General features: G+C 31.2%; 26 protein-coding genes. 25 read left to right on the forward strand and 1 reads right to left on the reverse strand.

Features of this window, described 5'->3' with window-relative positions; all coding sequences use genetic code 11:
* Positions 1–4 precede the first annotated feature (4 nt).
* From lpxB to serC, 25 genes are read left to right on the forward strand one after another with little or no spacing between them, the layout of a single operon-like run.
* Positions 5–1,039, forward strand: a complete 1,035-nt coding sequence (lpxB, locus tag ACZ5VL_RS05150; RefSeq protein ID WP_464197935.1) for a lipid-A-disaccharide synthase — start codon at positions 5–7, stop codon at positions 1,037–1,039.
* 32 nt (positions 1,040–1,071) lie between these two features.
* Positions 1,072–1,560 (forward strand): transcription elongation factor GreA, encoded by a 489-nt coding sequence (gene greA, locus ACZ5VL_RS05155; RefSeq protein ID WP_464197936.1) that lies wholly within the window; start codon positions 1,072–1,074, stop codon positions 1,558–1,560.
* Position 1,561: 1 nt separating this feature from the next.
* Positions 1,562–2,572 carry an N-acetyl-gamma-glutamyl-phosphate reductase gene (argC, locus tag ACZ5VL_RS05160; protein WP_464197937.1) on the forward strand — a complete coding sequence of 337 codons (1,011 nt, stop codon included), beginning with the start codon at positions 1,562–1,564 and terminating at the stop codon, positions 2,570–2,572.
* Positions 2,562–3,284 carry a UDP-2,3-diacylglucosamine diphosphatase gene (locus ACZ5VL_RS05165; RefSeq protein WP_464197938.1) on the forward strand — a complete coding sequence of 241 codons (723 nt, stop codon included), beginning with the start codon at positions 2,562–2,564 and terminating at the stop codon, positions 3,282–3,284. Before argC ends, ACZ5VL_RS05165 begins: the two co-directional genes overlap by 11 nt.
* A complete protein-coding gene (locus ACZ5VL_RS05170; protein ID WP_464197939.1) occupies positions 3,277–4,224 on the forward strand; it encodes a chemotaxis protein in 948 nt (315 codons plus the stop codon). The genes ACZ5VL_RS05165 and ACZ5VL_RS05170 overlap by 8 nt, the downstream gene beginning before the upstream one ends.
* Positions 4,225–4,233: 9 nt before the next feature.
* On the forward strand, positions 4,234–6,552 hold the full coding sequence (locus tag ACZ5VL_RS05175; protein WP_464197940.1) for a hybrid sensor histidine kinase/response regulator: 2,319 nt from the start codon (positions 4,234–4,236) through the stop codon (positions 6,550–6,552).
* A gap of 4 nt (positions 6,553–6,556) precedes the next feature.
* Positions 6,557–7,060, forward strand: coding sequence for a chemotaxis protein CheW (locus ACZ5VL_RS05180; RefSeq protein ID WP_464197941.1), 504 nt, complete (start codon positions 6,557–6,559; stop codon positions 7,058–7,060).
* Between the two features lie 2 nt (positions 7,061–7,062).
* Positions 7,063–7,689 (forward strand): phosphoserine phosphatase SerB, encoded by a 627-nt coding sequence (gene serB / locus ACZ5VL_RS05185; RefSeq protein ID WP_464197942.1) that lies wholly within the window; start codon positions 7,063–7,065, stop codon positions 7,687–7,689.
* Positions 7,690–7,698: 9 nt separating this feature from the next.
* Positions 7,699–8,709, forward strand: coding sequence for a transaldolase (locus ACZ5VL_RS05190; RefSeq protein ID WP_464197943.1), 1,011 nt, complete (start codon positions 7,699–7,701; stop codon positions 8,707–8,709).
* Between the two features lie 8 nt (positions 8,710–8,717).
* Positions 8,718–9,944, forward strand: coding sequence for a type IV pilus twitching motility protein PilT (locus ACZ5VL_RS05195; protein WP_464197944.1), 1,227 nt, complete (start codon positions 8,718–8,720; stop codon positions 9,942–9,944).
* 58 nt (positions 9,945–10,002) lie between these two features.
* Positions 10,003–10,539: a 50S ribosomal protein L25/general stress protein Ctc gene (locus ACZ5VL_RS05200; protein WP_464197945.1), complete on the forward strand. Its 537-nt coding sequence runs from the start codon at positions 10,003–10,005 to the stop codon at positions 10,537–10,539.
* A 9-nt stretch (positions 10,540–10,548) separates the two neighbouring features.
* On the forward strand, positions 10,549–11,106 hold the full coding sequence (gene pth / locus ACZ5VL_RS05205) for an aminoacyl-tRNA hydrolase (RefSeq protein WP_464197946.1): 558 nt from the start codon (positions 10,549–10,551) through the stop codon (positions 11,104–11,106).
* Entirely contained in the window at positions 11,103–12,164 is a 1,062-nt protein-coding gene (locus ACZ5VL_RS05210; protein WP_464197947.1) for an LptF/LptG family permease, read from the forward strand. The genes pth and ACZ5VL_RS05210 overlap by 4 nt, the downstream gene beginning before the upstream one ends.
* Before the next feature lie 53 nt (positions 12,165–12,217).
* The gene (gene lysA, locus ACZ5VL_RS05215; RefSeq protein WP_464197948.1) at positions 12,218–13,429 is read left to right on the forward strand and encodes a diaminopimelate decarboxylase; all 1,212 of its coding nucleotides are present in this window, start codon (positions 12,218–12,220) and stop codon (positions 13,427–13,429) included.
* Between the two features lie 9 nt (positions 13,430–13,438).
* The gene (gene pheA, locus ACZ5VL_RS05220; protein ID WP_464197949.1) at positions 13,439–14,518 is read left to right on the forward strand and encodes a prephenate dehydratase; all 1,080 of its coding nucleotides are present in this window, start codon (positions 13,439–13,441) and stop codon (positions 14,516–14,518) included.
* Positions 14,515–15,612 (forward strand): histidinol-phosphate transaminase, encoded by a 1,098-nt coding sequence (hisC, locus tag ACZ5VL_RS05225; RefSeq protein ID WP_464197950.1) that lies wholly within the window; start codon positions 14,515–14,517, stop codon positions 15,610–15,612. Before pheA ends, hisC begins: the two co-directional genes overlap by 4 nt.
* A gap of 12 nt (positions 15,613–15,624) precedes the next feature.
* Complete coding sequence (gene fliF / locus ACZ5VL_RS05230) at positions 15,625–17,352, forward strand: flagellar basal-body MS-ring/collar protein FliF (protein WP_464197951.1); 1,728 nt, start codon at positions 15,625–15,627, stop codon at positions 17,350–17,352.
* Positions 17,352–18,380, forward strand: coding sequence for a flagellar motor switch protein FliG (fliG, locus tag ACZ5VL_RS05235; RefSeq protein WP_464197952.1), 1,029 nt, complete (start codon positions 17,352–17,354; stop codon positions 18,378–18,380). The genes fliF and fliG overlap by 1 nt, the downstream gene beginning before the upstream one ends.
* On the forward strand, positions 18,380–19,207 hold the full coding sequence (fliH, locus tag ACZ5VL_RS05240) for a flagellar assembly protein FliH (RefSeq protein WP_464197953.1): 828 nt from the start codon (positions 18,380–18,382) through the stop codon (positions 19,205–19,207). The genes fliG and fliH overlap by 1 nt, the downstream gene beginning before the upstream one ends.
* 2 nt (positions 19,208–19,209) lie before the next feature.
* Entirely contained in the window at positions 19,210–21,051 is a 1,842-nt protein-coding gene (dxs, locus tag ACZ5VL_RS05245; RefSeq protein ID WP_464197954.1) for a 1-deoxy-D-xylulose-5-phosphate synthase, read from the forward strand.
* Between the two features lie 51 nt (positions 21,052–21,102).
* Positions 21,103–21,513 carry a Fur family transcriptional regulator gene (locus tag ACZ5VL_RS05250; RefSeq protein ID WP_464197955.1) on the forward strand — a complete coding sequence of 137 codons (411 nt, stop codon included), beginning with the start codon at positions 21,103–21,105 and terminating at the stop codon, positions 21,511–21,513.
* Between the two features lie 59 nt (positions 21,514–21,572).
* Positions 21,573–22,988 (forward strand): CYTH and CHAD domain-containing protein, encoded by a 1,416-nt coding sequence (locus tag ACZ5VL_RS05255; RefSeq protein ID WP_464197956.1) that lies wholly within the window; start codon positions 21,573–21,575, stop codon positions 22,986–22,988.
* A 9-nt stretch (positions 22,989–22,997) separates the two neighbouring features.
* On the forward strand, positions 22,998–23,720 hold the full coding sequence (gene ubiE / locus ACZ5VL_RS05260; protein ID WP_464197957.1) for a bifunctional demethylmenaquinone methyltransferase/2-methoxy-6-polyprenyl-1,4-benzoquinol methylase UbiE: 723 nt from the start codon (positions 22,998–23,000) through the stop codon (positions 23,718–23,720).
* On the forward strand, positions 23,713–24,879 hold the full coding sequence (gene xseA / locus ACZ5VL_RS05265; RefSeq protein ID WP_464197958.1) for an exodeoxyribonuclease VII large subunit: 1,167 nt from the start codon (positions 23,713–23,715) through the stop codon (positions 24,877–24,879). The genes ubiE and xseA overlap by 8 nt, the downstream gene beginning before the upstream one ends.
* A 13-nt stretch (positions 24,880–24,892) precedes the next feature.
* Positions 24,893–25,963, forward strand: a complete 1,071-nt coding sequence (gene serC / locus ACZ5VL_RS05270; RefSeq protein ID WP_464197959.1) for a 3-phosphoserine/phosphohydroxythreonine transaminase — start codon at positions 24,893–24,895, stop codon at positions 25,961–25,963.
* Here the strand turns inward: serC and ACZ5VL_RS05275 are convergent.
* Positions 25,960–26,574, reverse strand: coding sequence for an IMPACT family protein (locus tag ACZ5VL_RS05275; protein WP_464197960.1), 615 nt, complete (start codon positions 26,572–26,574; stop codon positions 25,960–25,962). The genes serC and ACZ5VL_RS05275 overlap by 4 nt on opposite strands.
* Positions 26,575–26,576: the final 2 nt, after the last annotated feature.

The following is a 26,576-nucleotide window of genomic DNA, read 5'->3' on the forward strand; positions in this document are numbered from 1 at the left end:
TTTTATGAAAAAGTTATTAATATCGTGTTTGGAACCATCTGCAAATTTGCATTTTGGCGAGGTTTTAAAATATCTGCAAAATTATGAGTTAAAAGGCATTTTTGATCCTAAATTTGGAATGCCTTATATGAAAAGTGAAGATTTTTCGGCTATGGGGTTTGTTGAGATTTTACCGCTTATTTTTAAAGCCAAGCGTGCTATAAAAGAGATGGTAAAACTTGCTAGAGAGTGTGATCATGTATTGCTTGTAGACTCCCCTGCTTTTAATCTACCTTTAGCAAAAGCGATAAAAGAAGCTGGGATAAAAACAAGGATTACTTATTATATTTTACCACAAGTTTGGGCTTGGAAAAAAGGAAGAGTGAAAAAAGTTGAAGCGCATTGTGATAATCTAGCTTCAATTTTGCCATTTGACAGTAAGTTTTACAATTGTAGCACTTATGTAGGGCATCCATTGTTAGATGAGATAAACATATTTAAAGATCAAAGCAAATATTATGATCAAATAGCTTTTTTACCTGGCTCAAGAAAATCTGAGATAAAGCGCTTGATGCCTATTTTTAAAGAGTGTGCAAAACATATAAATTCAAAAAAAGTTCTTTGTGTGCCGTCATTTTATGAAGATAAAGTTGATGAAATTTATGGCGATGTCAGTGAGTTTAGCGTCCAAAGTGGTACAAGCGAGATCTTAAAAAATAGCGATTTTGCTTTCATTTGCTCAGGAACTGCTACTCTTGAAGCAGCTCTTATAGGAACTCCTTTTGTGCTTTGTTATAAGGCAAAAGCTATAGATATTTTCATAGCAAAACGCTTTGTGAAGCTAAAACATATCGGACTTGCAAATATTTTTTTTGATTTTATGGGAAAAGAAGAGTTAAATGATGAGTTTATTCAAGATGAAGTAAATGTTAGAAATTTACTAAATTCTTATAAAAACTTTGATGCGCATAAATTTGCCATAGCATCTAAAGAACTAAGAGAGTATTTGCAAAATGGAAGCGCTAAAAATGTAGCAAATTTGATAAATACTCAAAATTAAATGATATAATAAATTTAAAAAAAGGAAAAATTATGACAGAACCAATGACTGCTTATGGTTATGAAAAAATTACAGCAGAACTTAGAGATTTAAAAAATGTTCAAAGACCTCAAATTGTTAAAGAAATAGATATAGCAAGAAGTCACGGTGATTTAAAGGAAAATGCAGAGTATCACGCAGCAAAAGAAAAACAAGCTTTTATAGACGCAAAAATAGCAGAGCTTAGTGATATTATAAGTAGAGCAAATGTTCTTGATCCAAGTACCTACGCGCATGATAGTGTTAAATTTGGCTCAAGTGTTAGCATTTTAGATGTAGAAACTGAACTTGAAAGCCATTATGTAATAGTTGGTATTAGTGAAAGTGATATCTCAAAAGGCTTAATTTCTATAAATACCCCTTTAGCAAAACAACTAATGGGTAAAAAAGCAGGTGATGAAATTACTCTTCATTTGCCAAATGGAACAAGTGATGTTGAAATTTTGGAAGTTTGCTATAAGCCTATAAAATTTGAGGATTAAAATGAAAATAAAAGCTGGAATTATAGGAGTTAGCGGTTATACTGGGTTAGAACTTATCAAAATTTTGTTAAATCACCCAGGCTTTGAAATCTCTTATTTAGCTGCTACAAGTGAGGGCGAGATAAATGAGATTTTTCCTTCTTTATGCGGCGTCATTGATATAAAAGTAGATGTAGTAGATTCTAGCGTGGCTGCTAGTAAGTGCGATATAGTTTTTTTAGCTCTTCCTCATGAAAAATCTATGTATTTTGTCAAAGAACTTTTATCTTTTAAGAGTATAAAAATTGTTGATTTGTCGGCAGATTATAGGCTTAGTTTGGAACTTTATGAAAAAAACTATACAGCCCATATAGACAAAAATGGTTTAAAAGAAGCGGTGTATGGACTGGTTGAATTAAATAAAGAAAAGATAAAAAACACTAGACTTGTCGCAAATCCTGGTTGTTATCCAACTGCCTCTCTTTTAGCTATATCTCCATTTTTAAAATTTATAGATACTAAATTTGGCATTATCATAGATGCAAAAAGCGGTGTAAGTGGGGCTGGGAAAAGCCTTAAGCCAACTAGCCATTTTTGCTCGGTTAATGAAAATATAAATGCCTATAGTCCTTTTAAACATAGACACGCTGATGAGATAAAAGAACAAATCGAAAGCTTTTTAGGTGACAAAATATCACTTTATTTTGTGCCACATTTAATTCCACTCACAAGAGGGATGTTGGTAAGTGTTTATGCTCATCTAAAAGAAGATATAGATGAAAAAGAAATACTAAAAGAGTTTTATAAGAATTGTGCTTTTATAAGAATAAAAAATGAGCCAGTTATGGTAAAAAATGTAGCTGGAACTCACTTTTGCGATATTTTTGTAAAAAAACATGAAAACTTGCTTTTTATAAACTCAGCTATAGATAATTTGCTAAAAGGTGCAAGTTCTCAAGCAATAGCAAATGCAAATCTTATGTTTGGATTTGATGAAGGCTTGGGTCTTCCAAAAATTGCTCATGGATTATGAGATAAAAAATGGTGCTATATTTGTAGCAGATGCTCATATAAATAGTTCTAGAAAAGAATTTGTGAAATTTTTGGAGCTACTTAAAAATGGCAATATAAAACCAACTCAACTTTTTTTAGTTGGTGATATTTTTGATTTATTATCAGATTATGCTGATTTTACACAGAGTTTTTATGCTTATGAGATAAATTTAATAAATGAAATTTCTAAAACTATCCAAACTTTTTTTTTCGAAGGCAATCACGACTTTAATCTCAAAAGATTGTTTCCAAATGTCATAGTTTTTGATATATACGCTCAACCTGTTAAATTTAAAGATATATATGGAAATGAGGTTTTGATTGCGCATGGTGATAAGTTTTTGCCATTTATAAGTGCGCAAGTTCTTTTGCTTTTTAGAAATAAGTATTTTTTAAAATTTATAAATTTTATTGATAAAAATATAAATTTTAAAATAACTAGATTAATTTTTGAAAATCAAAATAAAAAAAATCTTACGTATAAAATTAACAATTTTAAATCAGTTTTGATGCCTAAAATTCATCATTATGATGCAAATTTAATCATTGAAGGGCACTATCATCAAGGTAAAGAATTGTGTATAAACGATAAAAGATATATAAATTTATCTAGTTTTGCGTGTGATCAAAGGTATTTTATTGTAGAATACGACTTAGATAAACAATTAAATCTAAGGGGCCATAATGTTTGAAAATAGTTCTAAGATGGGCTCTAGTGAGATGGAGCTTGTTGATTTTCGCATCATAAAACAGGGCGAAAAAGGTCCTTATGAGGGAATTTATGGCGTTAATGTTGCCAAAGTTCGCGAAATCATAAAGATGCCAAATCTCACAGAGTTGCCAGGAGTTCCTGGGTATATAGATGGAATTTTTGACTTAAGAGGCGTTGTCATACCTGTTGTCAATCTTGCAAAATGGATGCACGTAAAAGTACCAGATGACCTTAAAATAAAACCTAGAGTTATAATTACTGAATTTAGCCAAATTCTTATAGGTTTCATAGTTCATGAAGCAAAGAGAATTCGTAGAATTAGTTGGGAAAACATTGAACCTGCTAGTTTTTCTTCTGAAGGTGGCGCCTTTGAAAAAGGTAAGATAACAGGTGTTACCAAAATAGAAAACGATGAAGTTTTGCTTATACTTGACCTTGAAAGTATAGTTGAAGAGCTTGGCATATATTCACCAAAAATGAATCTTAATATAGAGAAAAAAGATATGTTAGATGGGGTTTGTTTAGTTTTAGATGATAGTTCTACTGCTAGAAAACTCTTAAGAGAGTCACTTGAAAAAATGGGATTAAAGGTTATAGAAGCAAAAGACGGAGTAGATGGTCTTCAAAAAATGAATGATCTTTATGAGACATATGGTGAAGACTTGGAGGAAAATTTAAAAGTCATTGTTAGTGACATAGAGATGCCTTTAATGGATGGATATCATTTTGCTTCGAAATTAAAAAATAGCGATAAGTTTAAAAACATACCGATTATTTTTAACTCTTCTCTAAACAACGAGCAAAGTATTGCTCAAGGTGAGCAAGCTGGCGCTGATGCTTATTTGACAAAATTTGATGCTACTCTTCTTTGTAAAGAAGTTATGAGAGTGGTAGAAAAACATAAAAAAACTGCTAAATAGGAGAAAACAATGGATGATATGCAAGAAATATTAGAAGATTTTCTCGTTGAGGCATTTGAGCTAGTTGAACAAATAGATCATGATCTTGTAGAGCTTGAAGCTAATCCTGAGGATTTAGAGCTTTTAAACAGAATTTTCCGTGTTGCGCATACTGTAAAAGGTAGTTCATCATTTTTAAATTTTGATATCCTAACAAGACTTACTCACCATATGGAAGATGTTTTAAATAAAGCTAGAAGAGGTGAACTCAAAATAACTCCAGATGTTATGGATGTTGTTTTAGAGTCAGTTGATGATATGAAAAAACTTCTAGGTTCTATTAGAGATAATGGCAATGATACTGCTATTGGTCTTGATATAACTGATGTTTGTGCTAGGTTAGATCAAATTTCAGGCGGAGAAGCCCCTGTTTCTAGTGCTCCAAAAGAAGAAAAACCAAAAGCAGAAGAAAAAGTAGAAGAGCCTGTAGCTACTGAGCCAGAGGAACCACAAGAAGAGGTAGATGTTGGTTCTCTTAGTGAATCTGAGGTAGAAGCTGAGATAGAAAGATTGCTTAAAGTTAGAAAAGAAGAGGATCAAGCTAGAAGAGCCCAAAAAGCAGACAGTGCATCATCCTCAGCTCCTAAGCCAAAAGCAGCTCCAGCTCCTAAAGATGAATCAAAATCTTCCGAATCAAAAGCTGTAGCGGCAAGTAGTTCTACACAAATGGAACAAACTATAAGGGTTGAGGTTAAAAGACTTGATAGTTTAATGAGTCTTATTGGCGAGCTTGTTTTAGGTAAAAATAGACTTATAAAAATTTATGAAGATGTAAGCGAAAGATATGATGGAGAGCAGTTTTTAGAAGAACTAAATCAAGTAGTTGCTGCACTTTCTATCGTAACAACAGATATTCAGCTTGCTGTTATGAAAACAAGAATGCTTCCTATTGCAAAAGTATTTAATAAATTCCCAAGAATGGTAAGAGACTTAAGTAGGGATCTTAATAAACAAATTGATCTTGAAATAACTGGTGAAGATACAGAGCTTGATAAATCAATTGTTGAAGTTATTGGCGATCCTTTGGTTCACATTATAAGAAATTCTTGCGACCATGGTATAGAAACTCCAGAAGCGCGTGCTGCAGCTGGTAAACCAGAAAAAGGATTGATTGAGCTAAAAGCATATAGCGAAGGCAATAATATAGTCGTTGAGATAACAGATGATGGTAAGGGTATGGATCCATACGTATTAAAAGAAAAATGTATAGAAAAAGGCTTAATAACAGAGAGAGAAGCCGATTCTATGAGTAATAAAGAAGCATTTGGTCTTATTTTTAAACCAGGATTCTCAACTGCTGCACAAGTTACAAATGTCTCAGGAAGAGGCGTTGGAATGGATGTTGTTAAAACAAACATAGAAAAGCTAAATGGAATTATAGATATAGATAGTGAGATAGGAAAAGGTACTATATTAAAACTAAAAATTCCTCTAACTCTAGCGATTATCCAATCACTTCTTGTTGGCTCACAAGAAGAAACATATGCTTTACCACTTGCTAGCGTTTTAGAGACAGTTCGTGTCCCACTTGAGGATATTTATACAATAGAGGGTAAAAATGTTCTTCGACTTAGAGATGAAGTTATATCTCTTGTTAGGCTTTCAGATCTATTTAATGTTCAAAAAGTATTTGATGGCGGAGAACAAACTTATGTTGTTGTTATTGGTGTTGTTGAAAGTAAAATTGGTATCATAGTTGATAATCTTATAGGGCAAGAAGAAGTTGTTATCAAATCTTTAGGTAATTATTTACAAAATATCAAAGGAATAGCAGGAGCAACCATTAGAGGCGACGGTAAAGTTACTCTTATTGTGGATGTTGGAACTGTTATGGATATGGCAAAAGAGATTAAGGTGGATATCAAAGCTGATATGGAAAATAGTACACAAGGCGCTAAGAAAGAAAAACCAAGTGATTATGTAGTATTGGCTGTTGATGACTCCAAGATGGATAGAAATATAATGAAAAAATCTCTTGAACCAATTGGCGTAAGCGTAATGGAGGCATCAAATGGTGTTGAAGCGTTAAATGTTATTAAATCAAGCGAAAAAACAATAGATGCCGTGCTTATAGATATTGAGATGCCTAGAATGGATGGTTACACTCTTGCAGGCGAGATTAGAAAATATTCTAAATATAAATCATTACCATTAATTGCTGTTACATCTAGAACAAGTAAAACAGATAGATTAAGAGGTGTTGAAGTCGGTATGACTGAGTATATAACAAAACCATACTCTTCTGAATATTTAGAAAATGTTGTTAGAAAAAACTTAAAGATGGAGTAGGACTATGAGTGAAAAATTAAACCAAGTTTTACAAAGGCAAAAAAAACAGATAAGTGACCCAAGTCAAAGAGACAGAGAAGATGAGGTTATACAATTAGTTGGCTTCATTGTTGGTCAAGAGGAGTATGCTGTTCCTATTTTAGATATCAAAGAGATTATTAAACCTCTTGATTATACTAGAGTTCCTAGTGTGCCTGATTATATTTTAGGAGTTTTTAATCTTAGAGGAACAGTAATTCCTTTAATAGATTTAAGAATAAAATTTAATTTACCACCTACAAAACCAACAGATCATACTCGTTTTATCATTATGAAAAATGAAGAAGATATGGCTGGATTTTTGATAGATAGTTTAACTCAAGCTATAAGAATTAGAAAAGATAGAATCGATGCTCCACCAGAAACGCTTTTAAAAGAAAAAGGTGGAATGATATATGGTATCGGTAAAAGAGATAATAACATTTTAACAATACTAAAGGTTGAAGCTCTTTTAAAGCGTGAGTTTTAAGTATGATAAAATTGTGTGTGTGCGATTTTGATTCTACTTTGATGGATGGAGAGACGATAACTTATTTTGCAGCTTCAGTTGGGGCTAGAAAAGAAGTTTCTGATATTACAAAAGAAGCAATGGCAGGTAAAATAGACTTTTTTGAAAGTTTTACTAAAAGGGCTGCTTTTTTAAAAGGAATGAAAGAAGATGAGGCTAAAAAAATAGCCTCAAACCTACCTTTTATTACAGGAGCGAAGGAACTTATAGCCCACCTTAAATCAAAGGGTATAAAAGTTGTGGTTTTTAGTGGTGGATATCATATAGCTACAGATATAGCAAAGGAAAAATTAGGCTTTGATGCAAGTTTTGCTAACCACTTGCAAGTTAAAGATGGTATTTTTACTGGCAGGGCTGGTGGCGAAATGATGTTTGGGTATTCAAAAGGGACTATGTTAAGAGAGCTTAAGTCTTTAATGGGATTACAAAAAGATGAAGTTATGTGTGTTGGAGATGGCGCAAATGACCTTTCTATGTTTAGAGAGTCTGGGCTTAATTTCGCATTTTGTGCAAATGAAATTCTTAAAAAAGAAGCAACGCATTGTATCGATATTAAAGATTTGCGAGAAATTATTAAATTTATTGATTAAAGGTTGAGAGTGTTTAAAAATAACAATATCAAATTTTCATTATGGTGTGATTTCTTGCAAAGAGATTTTATAAGTGGAGAATTCAAAGAACTTATATCTTCAAATATCATAAATGGTGCCACAAGCAATCCAACTATTTTTAGAAATGCTTTTTGTGATTCCAATGATTATGAAGACGCTATAAAAAATTGCAAATTTAAACATCCAAAAACTCTTTATGAAATTTTAGCAACACAAGATATAAGGCTTGCTGCAGAAAAATTACTTAAAAACTATGCAAATGATGATGATGGTTTTGTTAGTATAGAAGTTGATCCAAGCTTATATGATGATGCTCAGGGCAGTATTAAAGAGGGCAAAAACTTGTATTCAACTATAGGCATGCCAAATGTTATGATAAAAATCCCAGCTACAAAAGCTGGATTTGAGGCTATGAACGAGCTTATGAAAAAGGGCATAAGCGTTAATGCAACACTTGTTTTCTCTCCAGACCAAGCTAATGGATGCTTAGATGCTTACGAAGATGCTACAAAAGAATTTATGCAAAGATTTCCAAAGGCTATCCCTCCAAAAGCAGTTATAAGTGTTTTTGTAAGTAGATTTGATAGGCTTTTGGATGTAAAAATGAGTGAGAAGTCTTTACCTATTTCACAAGTTGGTATAATGAATGCATCTAAAATTTACAATATGATACAAAAAAGAAATTTACCAAATGTAAAAACTCTTTTTGCAAGCACTGGGGTAAAAGGTGATAGATTACATAAAGCTTACTATATAAAAGAACTGCTATATAAAAACTCTATAAATACAGCTCCTCTTGATGCTATAAAGGCTTACGAGGGTATAAATTTTGAAGAGAAAAAACCACTAAGTGATGATAGCATAGATAAGTTTTTTGATATAGTCAAAAAAGCAGATATTGATATGAACAGGGTCTATAGAGATCTTTTAAATGAGGGCATATCTTCTTTTTTAAAATCTTTTGAAGAGATTATGAGTAGTTTAAAGAAAAAACTTTAGGCAAAGTAATGGATAGCAAATTTGTTGATATAAATGAGCTAGACTATAAAACAAGAGATAGACTTGATGTTTATTTAAAAAAAATGGTTAATGATGGCGGTAGTGATCTACATTTTAAATCAGGTTCTATTGTAAGAGGTAGGTTTAATGGTAAAATTAAGCCTATGTCTGATGAGATATTTTCTCAAAAAGAAGGTATAATTTTAGCAAAAGAACTTCTTAGAAGAAGATTTGATGAGTTAGTTGAAAATAAAAGTGTAGATTTTACTTATGTTGTAAATAACGATTATAGATTTCGAGTAAATATATTTTTTCAAATGGATGGTGTTTCTGCTGTTTTTAGAACCATTCCAAAAGTAGTTCCAACTATTGAAAGTTTAGGTTTGCCGCCTGTTGTTAAAGACCTTTGCGATAACATCAAAAGAGGTATAATTTTAGTTACTGGAGCAACTGGAAGTGGTAAAACCACAACTCTAGCTAGTATTATAAATCACATAAATACGCATGATAGGGCGCATATTATTACCATAGAAGATCCGATAGAATTTGTTTATAAAGATGATAAATGTATTATTAATCAACGATCTATCGGTCAAGATGCCCTTAGCTTTAAAGACGCACTTAGGGCTGCTTTGAGAGAAGATCCTGATGTTATTTTAGTTGGCGAGATGAGGGATTTGCAAACCATGGAAATAGCTATAAATGCAGCACAAACTGGACATCTAGTTTTATCAACCCTTCATACTTTAGATGCAAAAGAAACTATAAATAGGGTTATATCAATGTTTCCTATAGAAGAGCAAGAAAGGATAAGGACAAGCTTTGCTTCTGTTTTAGGCGCAATAATATCCCAAAGACTTATACCCACTACGGATAATAAAAGAACTGCGGCTCTTGAGATACTAATAAGTAATCACCGTGTAAAAGAAAAAATTTTAGATAAAAAAGATCAAGAAATATATGATGTTATCAAAGAGAGCAGAAATACCCTTAGAATGCAAACTTTTGACCAGCATTTACTTGATTTGTTTGATGCTGGAATAATAACAGAAGATGTAGCTTTAGAAAATTCTACAAAAAGAGATAATCTTAAAATTTTACTAAAAAATGTAAAACTCGCCAAAAATGGTGTTATACCAAACGATAATCAAGAAACTATAAAAGCTGCTTATGAAAAAGCGGGATACGTTCTTCCTAAACTTAAAGCAAGCGATGATGAAGAGGAAAATTTATAAAATATTAAATATTTTTTAGATATCATTATAGCTTATTTTTATTTTATAAGGAAAAATGATGTTAGAAGGTATTATTAGAGAGAGTATCGATAAAAAGTCTACAAAGGCTTTAAGAAGAGATGGTTATCTAATTGCCAATATTTATGGCAAGGGATTAGAAAATATAAATGCTGCGTTTAACACAAACGATTTTATAAAAGAGCTTCGTGCTAAAGATTCACTTGCTTTTGATATAAAAGTTGGCTCTAAAACATTAAAAGTTGTTGTTGTTGATTATCAAAAACATCCAGTAACAAATGCGCTTAAACATGTTGACTTAAAAGTTGTACTAGATGGTGTTGAGTCAAAATATCTTATCCCTGTTAAAATTTCAGGCACACCAATAGGTCTTAAAAATAAAGGTGTTTTGGTAACTTACAGAAGAAAAATAGCTGTTAAATGTCTTGGTGAGAATTTGCCAAATTCTTTTGATTTAGATGTAAGTGATCTAGATGTTGAAGATAATATCTTGATTAAAGATGTAAAAGTTCCAAATGGTGTTACTATAGTGGAAAATCCTAGTATTGCTATAGTTGGAGTAATAACAGCTAACTAAGGATAAGCTTTGGTTTTAATAGCAGGGCTTGGAAATCCGGGAAGTGAGTATACTAATACAAGACACAATATCGGATTTATGGTGCTTGATGCTATTTTAGATGATTTAAATTGCGAAAAAATTTCAAACATAAAATTTAAAGGCGAACTTTATAAAAATGGTTCGCTTTTTTTCTTAAAACCCACAACATTTATGAATCTCTCTGGAGAGAGTGTAAGTGCGGTTAAAAATTTCTACAAAATAGATAGAGTTATTGTTATTCACGATGATTTAGATCTTAGACTAGGAAGACTTAGATTTAAAAATGGCGGTAGTAGTGGCGGTCATAATGGTATAAAATCTATAGATAAATTTATAGGGCCAAATTATGATAGAGTTAGAGTTGGCATAGGAAGTGAACTTAAAAAAGACACAGTAAATTTTGTTTTAGGTAAGTTTTTGCCAAGCGAAGTAGAATGCGTAAGGAAGATTATTTCGGTAACAAAAGAAGCTGTTTTAGAGTTTATTAATCAAGATATAGATAAAATATCGCAGAAATATTCTTCTAAAAAAGGCTTTTGCGATTGAAAATTTATGCTAAATACATAGCTTACATATATTTTAAATATTTTTTGATTATTTTTTCTGCATTGGAGCTATTTTATGCAGGCATTGACATTTTAATAAATTTAAAAAAATTTCCAGATAGCGCGAATCTACAACTTATATACTTTTTACTTACTATGCTAATTGCGATAAATTATATTTTACCATTAAGTCTTGTTTTTGCATTTATTACAACATATTTTAATATGATAAGAAGCAATGAACTTGTAAGTTTTTATGCTCTTGGAGTAAATAAAAGCAGAGTTGTAATGCCTGCTTTTTTAGTTTCACTTATTATAACTTTTTCTTATATAGGATTAAATTTTACCAATTTTACTTATATAAAAGAGTATAGAAAGAATCTTTCTACATCCATTATGAATCCAATAAATTTAGATGAAAAGTTTGTAAAATACGATGGAAAATACATTTATATAAATAGATTAAATCCAGTAACAAACGATGCAAGTGTGATTAAAATTTTTGATACAAATGATACAAGACTTTTAAATATTATTTCTGCAGCAAGTGGTAAATTTGATGGAAGAATGTGGAAATTTGAGGATGTAAATACAACTATTTTGCCATCAAAACTAGAATTTAGAGGCGAAGGTTTAAAAGAAGAACATGTACAAAATCTCGAAACTCTTAAAAAATTTAGACCAAAAACTATAGAAAATGTCTATGAAAATGATACGTCTTATTCTGTAAATGATGCTTTGGATGCTATAAAAACATTTAAAGATGAGGGGATAAATATAGATTCTCTTAAGGTTTCTATTTATAGTTCAGTATTTTTTCCTCTTTTTGCGCCAATAATGGTTCTTATATTTTACTACTTTTTGCCATCTACATATAGATTTTTTAATCTTGCACTGCTTGGCTTTATTTTTGTTGTTGCTACGCTTTGTTGTTGGGGAGTTTTATATATTTTGATAAGGTTTGCTCAAAATGGAGTTGTGTCTGCTGAACTTGGAGTAATCTTGCCTATATTTTTGTTATTTTTATTCTCAATAAAGCTTTATTTTTCGAATCGTTAAAACTATTTTTTATATAAAGTTCAGTATAATCTTTAAATTTAAAAAGGTTGATTATGGATTTTATAAATTTAGCAAAAACTTACAAAACACCACTATATATTTATGATTTTGATATGATGGAACAAAAGTATCTTTCTTTAAAAAATGCTTTTGCTGCTAGAAAATCGCTTATTTGCTATGCTGTCAAAGCAAATTCAAATCTAAGTGTATTAAAATTTTTAGCAAGTCTTGGGACTGGATTTGACTGTGTTTCGATTGGTGAAGTAAAAAGAGCCTTATTAGCTGGGGCAAAAAACTATCAAATCATTTTTAGTGGCGTTGGAAAAAGTGATGAAGAGATAAAAGAAGCCTTAAATGCCGATATACTCATGCTAAATTTAGAAAGCGAAGCTGAATTTTATAGGGTAGAACAGATTGCTAAAGAGATTGGCAAAAAGGCTAGAATTTCAGTTCGCGTAAATCCAAATATAGATCCAAAAACTCATCCTTACATCTCAACTGGACTAAATGAAAATAAATTTGGAGTCGAGATAGATGTTGCAAAAAAAATATACATAAAAGCTAAATCTTCGCCTTTTATAGAACCAGTTGGAATTCATTTTCATATCGGCTCACAACTTACTGAACTTAAGCCTATTTATGATGCTTGTGCTTTGGTTTCAAAACTTTTAAGAGAGCTAATTGCTCTTGAAATAAACATAAAATTTTTTGATGTAGGTGGTGGCATAGGAATAGTTTATAATGATGAAACTACCATAAAACCCTATGATTATGCCCAAGCTATTCTTAGTACCCTTAGTGGACTTGATGTAACTATAGTTTGTGAACCAGGGCGCTATATAGTTGGAGAAAGCGGATATTTTGTAAGTTCTGTATTGTATGAAAAAATAAATAAAACAAAAAGATTTATCATAGTTGATGGCGCCATGAATGATCTTGTAAGACCAAGTTTTTATGGAGCTTATCATAAAGTTATCTATGTGCCAATAGAGATTCAAAACGAGGAAAAAACTACTTGCGATATAGTTGGGCCAATTTGTGAAAGTGGTGATTTTTTGGCAAAAAATATTAGTTTGCCAAAAACAAATAGAGGTGATTTAATTATACTGGGTTCAGCTGGTGCATATGGCTTTAGCATGTCTAGTAATTACAACACAAGAAACAGAGCGGCTGAAGTTGCCATTTATAATGGTAAAGATAGGCTTATAAGAAAAAGAGAGAGTTTTGAAGATCAAATAGCATTAGAAAAAGGGTGCTTAAATTAAAGGAAAAAGATGCAAAACATTGATGATTTACGCACACAAATTGATAAATTAGATGATAGGATATTGGAGTGTTTAAATCAAAGAATGAGTTATGTCAAAAAAATTGGCGAACTCAAAAAATCAAGCGGTGCAAATATATATAGACCAGAGCGCGAAAAAGCTATTTTAAGTCGTCTATACAATCAAAATGAAGGTCCTTTAAATAAAGAAGCAATAGAAGCTATTTATTTTGAAATTTTTGGCGTTTCAAGAAATTTAGAAATGCCCCAAAGAGTAGCTTTTTTAGGACCAGATGGGACTTACTCACATCAAGCAGCAGAAAGTAGATTTGGCGCAATGAGTTCGTACACGCCACTTGCTACTATAGATGCTGTTTTTAGAGAAATTATAAATAAAGAAGCGAAATACGGCGTTGTGCCAGTTGAAAATAATACAGAAGGCGCAGTTGGTTTGACGCTTGATTGTCTTGGTATATTTGAAGACATAAAAATAGTATCTGAATTATATATGGATATCCATCATTCCTTTGTTAGTTTAAATGAAAATATTAAAAAAATAAATAAAATTTACTCACATCCGCAAGCCTATAATCAGTGTTTAAAATTCTTAGAAAGTCATAATCTTGGTGATGTTGAGTTCATAGCTACAAAATCAACAGCAATGGCTGCTAAAATGGCTTTAAATGATGAGAATAGCGCTGCAATTTGTTCAAAAATAGCAGCAAAAATTTATAATGTTCCAGCTATTTTTGAAACTATTGAAGATAACAATGCAAATAAAACTAGGTTTTTAATACTAAGTGATTTTAAGGCTTTGCGTGGTGAACATAATAAAACATCTATTTTAGTTAATGCGGATCATAGGCCTGGTGGACTTGTTGATTTGCTCTCGATTTTTAGAAATGAAGGTATAAATTTAACAAAGCTTGAGAGCAGACCTATGAAAAATAAAGATTTTAAAACAGTATTTTTTATAGATTTTGAAGGATACATAGATGATGATAGGGTTATGAGTGCTTTTGAGCTTGCAGCAAAAAGGGGTCATGATATAAAATGGCTTGGAAGTTATATAAATGGAGAAATACAGTGAAATTTAATAAAAACTTGCAAAATATATCAAACTATGAAGCTGGGAAGCCAATAGAACTTGTAGTAAGAGAATTTGGTATCAAAAGTCAAGATGTATTAAAGCTAGCTAGCAATGAAAATCCGCTAGGTTGTTCAAAAAAAGTTGAAAAAGCTATAAAGAAGTGTGCTAAAAATGCTAGTTTGTATCCAGATGATAGTATGTTTGAGCTAAAAGATGCTCTTGCTAAAAGATACCAAGTAAGCTTTAAAAATATCATTATAGGCTCAGGAAGTGACCAAGCTATAGAACTTACAATGCATGCCAAAGCAAATGAAAACAGCGCCATTTTGGTTGCTGGAACAACATTTGCGATGTATGAAGTTTATGCATCACATGTTGGTGCAAAAGTATATAAAACTAGTTCAAAAGAACATAATTTAACTGATTTTGAAGAACTTTATAAAAAACATAAAAACGAAATTTCTATTATTTTTCTTTGCATTCCAAATAACCCACTTGGTGAGTGCTTAGATGTAAAAGAAATATATGATTTTATATCAAAAGTTGATGAAAATACTCTTATAGTAATTGACGGTGCATATCAAGAATTTGCAGCTTTTAAAGATAAAAATAAAGCTATAAATGTAAAAAAACTTATAAATAAATTTAAAAATACTATATATATGGGAACATTTTCCAAAGCCTACGGACTTGGTGGCATGAGGGTAGGATATGCTATAGCTGATGAGAGTATAATAAAAGAACTTTCAAAACTAAGAGTTCCTTTTAATATAACTACTCTTAGTTTAAAGGCTGCAACTGTTGCTTTGGAAGATAATGAATTTATACAAAAAACACTCAAAAATAATTTTTCTCAAATGAAAAAATTTGAAAAATTTGCAAATAAGCACGGTATTGATTATATAAAAAGTTATACAAATTTTATAACTTATATTTTTAAAAATAAAAATGCGACAGAAATTTCGCAAAATCTATTAAAAAAAGGTATAATTTTAAGAGATTTAAAAAACTATGGCATGAATGCCATTAGAATTACTATAGGTAAGCCAAAAGATAATGCTAGGGTATTTAAAGAGCTAGAAAAATTAATTTAGTAAAGTGTGTATATGGATTTTAAAGCTATAATAAATCAGATTGGAAGACTATATCAAAATCTTAGTGTAAAACAGCGGATAGTTGCCGCTGGATCCATCGTTATTGTAATAGGGTTTTTAGTATTTTTAAGTATATATAAAGCATCTCAAAGCAATAATACTTATGAAGGGTATAGTGTTTTATTTGAAAATGTTGCTCCTAGTGATTCTGCGCTAATAGTTCAGCAGTTAAATACAGATAAAGTCCCTTATAAACTCTATAATGAAAATACTATTTTGGTTCCTACTGATAAAGTTTATCAAGAAAGAATATCAATAGCAAGTTTAGGAATTCCAAAAGATAGCAAAGTTGGTTTTGAAATTTTTGATAAACAGCAATTTGGTGCAACAGATGAAGAGCAAAGGATAAAGTATCAAAGAGCTTTGGAGGGTGAACTTGCTAGAACTATACAAGGCTTAGCTCCTATAGAATCAGCAACTGTGCATATTGCTTTACCAAAAGATAGCGTTTTTACGCAGCGTCAAACACAGCCTTCAGCATCTGTTCTTATAAACATAAGGCAAAATGCTAGACTTACAAGTAAGCAGATATCTGGTATTAAAAATTTAATAGCAGCATCTGTTGCAAATTTAAGCGCAGAAAACGTCAAACTTGTTGACCAAGACGGAACTCCTCTTGGCATAGAAGATGGGGTTATAGACGATGAACTTATATCTAAACAAGTAAAGTATAAAAAGGATTTTGAAAACTCATATGAAAAAAAGATAGTAAATGTACTATCTCCTATAGTTGGAGGAGATAATAAAGTTGTTGCAAAGGTTACAATAGACTTTGATTTTGCTAGAGAAAATTCTGAAAGTGAAGTCTATGACCCAAACTCCGTTGCTAGAAGTGAACAAAACATAGAAGAAAAAAGACAAGGTAAAACCCCAAATGAAGTTGGCGGTGTTCCAGGAGCTGTTAGTAATATAGGGCCTGTTGAAGGACTTGGCGATAATCAAAAGCAAGAGTTATATACAAAAAGTTCATCTACTACAAACTATGAAATATCTAAAAAGATCACTAAGGTTTTGGGAGAATTTGCTACAATAAAAAGAGTAAGTGTGGCAGTTGTTGTAGATGGAAAATATGATTATAAAAAAGATGAAAATGGTAATCCTACAAAAGATATTGAATATGTTTCTTTGCCGCAAAATGAGCTAGCTGCTATAAATAATATAGTTAAGCAAGCGATTGGTTATAACCAAGCAAGAGGAGATGAAGTTACGGTAAGTAATTTTCAGTTTAAAGAACCAGCTGCAACTACGACTCCTGCAAATACAATTGCGAGATTTTATGAATTATACTTAAGTCCATTTATGGCTTTAATAAAATATTTACTTGCAGCTTTAGTATTGTATGTTTTTTACAAAAAAATCATTGTTCCATTTTCCGAAAAAATGCTCGAAGAACAAATTGATGAGTATGAACCAACAAAAGAAGAGCTTGGTCTTATGGATATAGAAGAAGATGCAGAAGATACTTTAGAGAAATTTAAGGCAGCAAAACAAAAAGTTGAAGAACAGCTTGGTTTAAGAGATGGCAATCTAAACGAAGAAGAGTTGAAATATGATATACTTCTTGAGAAGATGCAAGCAGTTGTGAACTCCAAATCAGAAGAGATTGCGACATTGCTTCAAGAAATGGTAAGTAGCGATGGTGAAATAGCAGCTTCTATGATGAGTAGTAAGGATAGCTAATGGTAAAACTAACCGAACAACAAAAAGCTTTATATAATGACCTTTCTATGGCTGAAAAGATTGCCATTTTATTAATTCAGCTTGGCGAAGAATCAACAGCACTTATATTTTCTCATATGGAAATAGAAACCATAACTGAAATTTCAAGGTATATCGCAACTTCAAAAAGCATAGATAAGCAAATTGCTGCAGCTGTTTTAGAAGAGTTTTATGCCTTAATGCAGTCAAACCAATACATGAAAACTGGCGGTATAGAGTATGCAAAAGAGATACTTTATAAAACTTTTGGTCCTGAAATTGCGCAAAAAATTCTTGATAAACTTTCTAAAAGTATGGAATCAACAAAGTCTTTTTCATATCTTGAAAAGATTAAGCCACAGCAAATTGCTGATTTTATAACAAAAGAACATCCTCAAACAATTGCTCTTATTTTGGCCCATATGGATGTTACAAGTGCTGCAGAAACCCTTAATTATTTTGATGATGAGTTAAGAGGTGAAGTTGTACTTAGAATGGCAAATTTAGGTGACATTAGTCCATCTGTTATAAAAAGGGTTTCAACCGTGCTAGAAAGCAAACTAGCATCTCTTACATCTTATAAAGTTGAAGTTGGTGGACCAAGGGCTGTTGCTGAAGTGTTAAACAGATTGGGGCAAAAAGCAAGCAAGACTACTATCGAAAAGATCGAGCAAGCAGATACAGAGCTTGCTACGACTATCAAAGATCTTATGTTTACCTTTGAGGATATTACTAATCTAAATGCAAATGCTATCAGGGAGATTTTAAAAGTTGTAGATAAGAAAATTTTAATGATAGGTCTTAAAGGCTCAGGGGACAATTTAAAAGAGAAATTTCTTGCAAATATGAGTCAAAGAGCAAGTGAAGCATTTGTTGAAGAGATGAATTTTTTAGGTGCTGTTAGGCTTAAAGATGTCGAAGAAGCGCAGAGAAAAGTTGTAGAGCAAGTTCAAACTTTAGCATCTCAAGGCGTATTCCAAATTGGCGAACAAGATGAAATGATAGAATAATGGCTAGTAGTGTAATATCAAACTCAGTAGCACCTTCGCATAGTATAGAATCATATAGGTTTAAAGTAATTGGTTCAAATTTAGAAGAAGAACAAAAAGTTAGTGAAGGTAAAGAAGAAAACAGCGAAAATATTGTAGCAATAGAAAGCAAAACCATACAAAATGAAGAGGTTGTAGAAGTTAGTTCTAAAGCAGAAATTTCTCCTAAACAAAATCCACTAGAAGAAGCTCATAGTAGCTTCATAGAAGAACTTTTAAAAAGAACAGATGAACTTAGTGGAAATATTATAAAACTTCAGATGCAAATAGAAAATCAAGAAAAAGAGTTTGAAAAAAGGCTCAATAGCGAGATTTTAAGAGCAAAAGAAGATGCACTAGAAGAGGGATATAAAAAAGCAAAAGCCGAATTTGATACCAAATTTGAGGAACTTAGTGATAAATATCTTGGTTCTATTACTAAGCTTGAAAGCGAGTATCAAAATTTACAAAATTTCATAACCACGAACGAAAGCGAATTAAGCTTAGCAGCACTTGATATAGCAAAAGAAGTTTTACAAAAAGAAGTTAGTTTAAATTCATCTTTAGTTGCACAAAATCTTGCAAAAGCTTTGATGAAGGATTTAAAAGATGCAACTCGCATGGAATTAAAAGTAAATCCAAAAGATTTTGAGTTTATGCAAAGCTTGTCAAAAGAAGATACAAAGATAAAAATAACATCAGATGATGCTATAAGTCCTGGTGGAGTTATACTTTTAAGTGATGTCGGAAATTTAGATGCTACGCTTCAAAATAGATTAACTAGTGTAAAAAAAATAATTAGCGAGTAGTGATGGTTGATAATATAAAAAAATTAGATGTAGAAGAGCTGGAAAAATTAGCATTTGATATAAGGCAAAAAATCGTAGAAGTAGTAAGCAAAAACGGCGGTCATCTAAGCTCTAATTTGGGTGCAGTTGAACTAATTTTAGCAATGCACTATGTTTTTGATATAAAAACAAACCCTTTTATTTTTGATGTTAGCCATCAAAGTTACGCTCATAAGTTGCTAACGAGAGATTGGAGCGAGTTTGAAACATTAAGAAAATTTGGCGGCATGAGTGGGTATACAAAACCAAGCGAAAGTAAGTACGATTATTTTATAGCTGGACATAGCTCAACTTCAATATCTTTGGTGGTTGGGGCTTGTAAAGCAATTAGACTAAAAAAAGAAAATAGGCTTCCAATTGCGATCATAGGTGATGGAGCTTTAAGTGGTGGCATGGCTTATGAGGCTCTAAATGAGCTAGGAGATAGAAAATATCCTTGTGTTATCATACTTAATGATAATGAAATGAGTATAAGTAAACCAATAGGCGCACTTAGCAAGTATCTTTCCCAGATGATGGCTGGTCAATTTTATCAAAAATTTAAAGGTCGAGTAAATCAACTCTTAAGCTATGTGCCCCAAGGCGCAGCTTATATGGCTAAAAAATTTGAAGAAGGTTTTAGGCTTATAACTCCAGGAATGTTTTTTGAAGAACTTGGGCTCGAATACATCGGACCTGTTGATGGCCATAGTTTAAAGGATTTAGTATCTGCTTATGAAGTTGCAAAAGTTATGAATAAGCCCGTCATAGTTCATACTCAAACTCTAAAAGGCAAGGGTTATGAAAAAGCTGAGGGGCATTATGAAAATTGGCATGGAGTTGGACCTTTTGATATAGAAAGTGGAGAATTTATTAAAAAGACATCAAATAAAAACGCAACTAAAATTTATAGTGAAAATTTGATGGAACTTGCTTTAAAGCATGATAATGTAGTTGGAGTTACTGCTGCTATGCCAACAGGAACAGGGCTTGAATCTTTGATAGAGAAATTTCCAGATAGGTTTTGGGATGTAGCTATAGCAGAGCAACATGCGGTAACTTCAATGTCAGCTATGGCTAAAGAAGGATTTAAGCCATATGTAACTATATATTCAACTTTTTTACAACGTGCTTATGATCAAATTATACATGATTGTGCTATTTTAAATACAAACGTGGTTTTTGCAATAGATAGGGCTGGCATTGTTGGAGAAGATGGAGAAACCCATCAAGGAGCTTTTGATATAAGCTATCTAAACGCTATTCCAAATATCACCATATTTGCTCCAAGAGATGAGAGAAATTTTAAACTTATAATGGAGTATTCATATGAGCATAAGGGGGTTTGTGCTTTTAGATACCCAAGAGGTTCTTTTATACTTCAAAATGAATTTCAGCCAAAAAAGATAGAGTATGGCAAAGGTGAAATTTTGAGTAAAGGCAACTCAAATGTAGCTTTTATAGGATATGGAAATAGCGTTGGAAAAGCTTATAAGGTTGCTTGTAATTTAAAAAATGAGTTTGAGCCAACTTTTGTTGATCTTATTTTTGTAAAACCACTCGATAGTGAACTTTTAATTAAATTAGCACAAAAGCAAAAAATTTGGTATATTTTTAGCGATAGTGTAAAAAATGGAGGAGTTGGTTCTATTTTATCTGCATTTTTGCAAAAAAATGAAATTTTAGATGTAGCTATAATAAGCTTTGAATATGAAGATGAATTTATAGCTCATGGAAATACGAGTTTAGTAGAAAAATCCTTAGGACTAGATTCAGATTCTATATCTACAAAAATATTAAAAGAAAAAAAATATCAATTGATATAAACTTTTTTTAAATAAAATTATGTATAATAAAAGAAAACTAAGGATTAAACTATGGATCATATATCATTATTAAAAAAATTTGATTTAAAAGCAACTCCACAAAGACTTTGTGTTTTAACTGTTTTAAGCGAACATCATCACCCAACCATAGATGAACTTTATGCGAATATAAAAAAACATTATCCATCTATATCACTAGCTACAGTTTATAAAAATCTTGCAACGCTTATGGATAAAGGTGTAGTTGTTGAGATTAATATGCCAAATCAAAAAGCCAAATATGACATTTATGAATATCCTCATGTTCATGTTGTTTGTGAAAATTGTGGACATGTAGAGGATATGGTTTTTGAAAATGGTTCAATGGTAAATTTCCAAAAAGATTTAGAAGAAAAACTATCTAGCGTTGTTGAAAAATTCAATGTAGTAGCTAGTGTAAAAACTTGTAAATATTGTTCTTAAGTTTTATATTTTAAGCACTATTTTGCTAAAATTAAATAAAATTTTTCAAGGATAGCGCTTTGGTTTTAGAAATAGAGCGTAAATTTCTGATTGACAATGAAACTATTATAGATGAATTTACGCTTGATGATATAAATTTACAACTTGTAAAAGTTGAACAATTTTACACACAAATAACTAAATTTGATGAAAGAAGATATCGTAAAAGCTCTAAAGAGTACTTTTTTACTTATAAAAAAGGTAAAGGTATTGCAAGAGTTGAAAATGAACATGAGATAACCAAAAAAGAGTTTAAAAAAGCAAAAGAGCATATGGTTGGGGGTCTTATTAGTAAAGATAGATATCTTTTTAAGATAAATAATCTTCCTTGCAATATAGATATATATAAAGATGATTTAGAAGGTCTTATTGTTTTAGAAATAGAGTTTTTAACACTTCAAGATGCTCAAAGCTTTATAATTCCTACATTTTTGCAAAAACACATATTAAAAGAAATAACCCAAGATGATGAGTATAAGAACAAAAACTTAGCTCTTTTTGGAAATCCTGAGCCAAATTTTGATATAAATAAAAGCATGGATATATTAGATAAAGTAAGCCCTTTTCTTCAAAATCTTGCTTTTCCTGATAATATCAAAGCAATGGATGGCGCAAGAGTTAGTTTTTACTATTTGCTTAAATTTATAATACATTACAAAAATGATTATTTGAAAACTTTTGATGATGAATCAATGCATCAATTTAGAGTAAATTTAAGAAAAAGTAGATCGCTTTTAAAACTAATTGGGTCTGTTTTTGATGACGATATAGCTACTCACTTTGCAGACGAGTTTAAAAATTTGGCAAATACTACAAATGTGATTAGAGATATAGATGTCTTTTTGGATTTAATAAAAGATGAAGATGAGTTTGATAACTACAAAGCAATTTTAAGAAATAGTAAAAATAGACAAATTATTAAATTTAAAGAAAGTCTCCAAAAAAGCGAGATGCTACTTGAAGAGTGGAGTATGCTATTAAAAGAAAATAGCGATTTTTATAAAGGTATTAACCATAATGAAAAACTAAAAATGGTTGTTTCAAAAGCACTTAGGCTTCAAATAGTAAAACTTGAAAAAAAACTTTTTCATCTCAGTGATGGGTGCAAAAACTCATATTTTCATAAAATTAGAATAGATTTTAAGAAATTTAGATATCTTGCTGATATGTTTAAAAGTTTTTATAAAGATGAAGAGATTTTAAAATGTATTATAAAATCAAAAGAAGCGCAAGAGCTTTTTGGCGATCTTCAAGATAGAGATATTTGGATTAATATGATAGATGAGCTTGATGATGGTACAAACGAGTCTTTGCTTAGCTTAAAATCAAAGTTGCAAAAAGATATCATAAAAATTAGAGATGAAATTTTAAAAAGAAAAAATAAGCTTAGAAAAAGATTTTTTAGAAGTTCAAAAATAATAAAAATTTATACATAAAGAGAGTTAATGCAAAATCAAAAAGAAATAGTTGAAATGTTTAATAAAATAGCGCCAACTTATGATAAAGCAAATAGGGTTATAAGTTTTGGTGTTGATACGAGTTGGAGAAAAGATGCATGCAAAATTGTTTTAAAAAAAATTGATAAAAAAGATGTAGACATTATAGATGTAGCTTGTGGAACTGGTGATATGATGGGAATTTGGGAAGATACTGCAAAGAAATTTGACATTAAAATAAATGATATGATTGGTGTTGATCCAAGCGTGGGAATGCTTGAAGTTGCAAAAAAGAAATTTCCAAACTATAAATTTATAACTGCAAAAGCTGACGATATGACATTGAGCGCAAATTTTGGTGATATTTTAAGTATAAGTTATGGCATAAGAAATGTTGTGCAAAGAAAAGAAGCATTAGCTGAGTTTAATAAAGTTTTAAAGCTTGGTGGATATCTTGTAGTTTTAGAATTTACAAAAAGAAAAAATGGTGGTTTGATACCATTTTTTAGAGATTTTTATATAGCAAATATTTTGCCAACTCTTGGTGGAATAATATCAAAAAATAAAAAAGCTTATGAATATCTACCAAACTCCATTAGTAATTTTTTGGATAAAGATAGTTTTAGAGATGAACTAAAAGAGGCTGGGTTTGAGTTAGAAGTTACTAAAAGCTATAGTTTTGATGTTTCTACACTTTTTGTTGCAAAAAAAGTAAAAGAGCTAAATGCTTAGCATTAGTGAACTAAACGAGCAAGCAAAAACACTTCTTGAGACAAATTTTTCATCCATCGAGGTTGAAGGAGAGATATCAAGATTAACAAGGCATGCATCGGGACATTGGTATTTTACACTCAAAGATGAAAAAGCCAGTATATCTGCAACTATGTTTAAATTTGATAACGCTAGGGTTAAATTTATTCCAAACGAAGGCATGAAAGTTGTAGCAAGCGGTAAAATAACGCTGTTTTCTCCAAGCGGAACTTATCAGATAAATTTAAAGTCAATGCGTCCAAGTGGTGAGGGTGAGCTAGAGCTTGCTTTTAAACAATTAAAAGCTAAGCTAGAAAAAGAGGGGCTTTTTGATATATCTCATAAAAAACCTCTTCCAAAATTTCCGAAGAATATAGCTATTATTACCTCCAAAACAAGCGCAGCTTTGCAAGACATGCTTAAAATTGCAAACGATAGATGGAAAGTTATTAAAATAAGTGTATTTGACTCACTAACTCAGGGTGAAAGTGCTCCAAATGATCTTATAGGGGTACTTAAAAAAGCTGATAGCATGGGATATGATGTCATAGTCATGGCGCGAGGAGGCGGAAGTAGAGAAGATTTATGGTGTTTTAATGATGAAAGTTTAGCAAGATGTATTTACGCTCTAAAAACACCTATAATAAGCGCCATTGGTCATGAAATAGACTTTAGTATAAGCGATTTTGTAAGTGACCATAGAAGCCCTACGCCAAGTGCAGCTATGGTTGATTTACTTCCAGATATGACTAGCTTTATGCAGCTTCTGGATAAAAAAGAAGATCTATTAAAAAATGCTATGGATGCTAGGATTTCTGGGGCTGATTCTTTTTTTAATCTAAAGCAAAGTTTACTTTTAAACTTAAATTTAAATCAAAAATTATCTACTCATTTTCAAAACATAGAACATATAAATTTTAAATTAAAAAGTTTAATAGATAAAAAAATGTTTAGTTATTTAAATAAGTTTAATAATTTAGAAAATATATTCAAAGAAAAAGAAAAGTTTTTTATAAAAACAAAAGATTTGGTTGAAATACGCAAAAATGGCGAACTTATACCTTTGCAAAATCTCCAAAAAGATGATATTATAACCATCTATTCTCAAAATTATAGCAAAGATGCGATAATTATAAACTAAGCTGGAGGTTTAGATGAGAACTTTAAATTTTAATGCAGGACCAAGTTGTATTCCTTTAGAGGTTTTAGAGTATGCAAAAAATGAATTTACGGACTATAACGGATGTGGAAGTTCTATAATGGAACTTAGCCATAGAAATAAGATTTTTGAAGCTGTTTTGGATTCGGCTATAAAAAATGTAAAAGAGCTTTATGGTATAAATGACGATTTTGCTGTGCTTTTTTTGCAAGGTGGAGGGAGCTTACAGTTTGCACAGGTTCCTATGAATTTATACAATGATGGCATTGCACAGTATGTTGATACGGGCACCTGGACGAGTAAAGCTATAAAAGAAGCCCAAATTCTTGGTATAAAACATGAAGTTATTGCAACTAGTGGGGACTGTAAATTCAACTATATACCAGAGTTTAGTTTTAGTGATAGTGCGGATTATGGTTATATCTGCTCAAACAACACGATTCACGGCACACAATACAAAGAACTTCCAAAGACAAAATGTCCGTTAGTTGTGGATAGTTCAAGCGATCTTTTAAGCAAAGAGATTGATTTTGGTAATATTGGTCTTTTTTATGGGGGAGCTCAAAAAAATGCAGGTCCTGCGGGCGTAACACTAGTAATAATTAGAAAAGATCTTACCGATCGCGTAAAAGCTAATGTACCAACAATGCTTCGCTACTCAACACACATCAAAGAAAACTCACTTTACAACACACCAAATACATTTGGAATTTATATGTTTGACCTTGTTACAAAATGGATAAAAAAACAAGGTGGATTAAAAAAGATAAATGAGTACAACATCCAAAAAGCAAACGCTTTATATGAGTTTTTGGATGCAAATAGTGATTTTTACAAACCATTTGCAAGAAAAGACTCAAGGTCGCTTATGAATGTTACATTTAACCTAAATAGCGAAGAGTTAGAAAATAAATTTATAGAACTTTCACAAAAAGAAAATATGATAGGTCTAAAAGGACATAGAAGCTTAGGCGGAATAAGAGCATCTATTTACAATGCTGTGAGTTTAGATGATGTAAAAGCCTTGGTTTCATTTATGGATGAGTTTGTTAAGAAAAATGGCTAAAACTCTTTTGCAAAAAGAGGCAATGCCAAAAAGCTAAATTCCTCAATTTCTAAATTTATACTAAATTCATGCAAGCTTGCAAACTCATTTTTTGTAAGTTTGCATTCTACTATGCACCCACTTTCGCTAAAGTTTTTATTTATATCTTGTAAATTTTCTTTTTCAAAAAAGTGTTCAAATTTACGCATTAGAGAAAATGGCGCGAAAAATATACACTCATCTTTTATCTCAAAAGGATTTAAATTTGCGCTATTTATAGCTAAATTTACAGATGATGAGTAAGCTCTTACAAGTCCTCCTGTACCAAGTTTAATACCTCCAAAATAACGAACTATAAAAACAGCACAGTTTATAAGCTGGGATCCACGCAAAGCATTTAGGCTTGGTGCGCCACTTGTACCTTTTGGTTCGCCATCATCGCTTTGATTTTCTACGATTTGAAAGTATTTGTTTAAGTGTCTGTATGCCCAAACTATATGAACGGCTTTTGGATGCTCTGTTTTTAGCTTTTCATGGAGTATTTCAAATTTATCAAAAGGGCATAGGTAGGAGATAAAAGTAGATTTTTTTATCTCCTGTTTTGCTATAAAAATATCATTTATAGTTTGCAAAA

This window comes from Campylobacter sp. GTC17093, assembly GCF_055397635.1.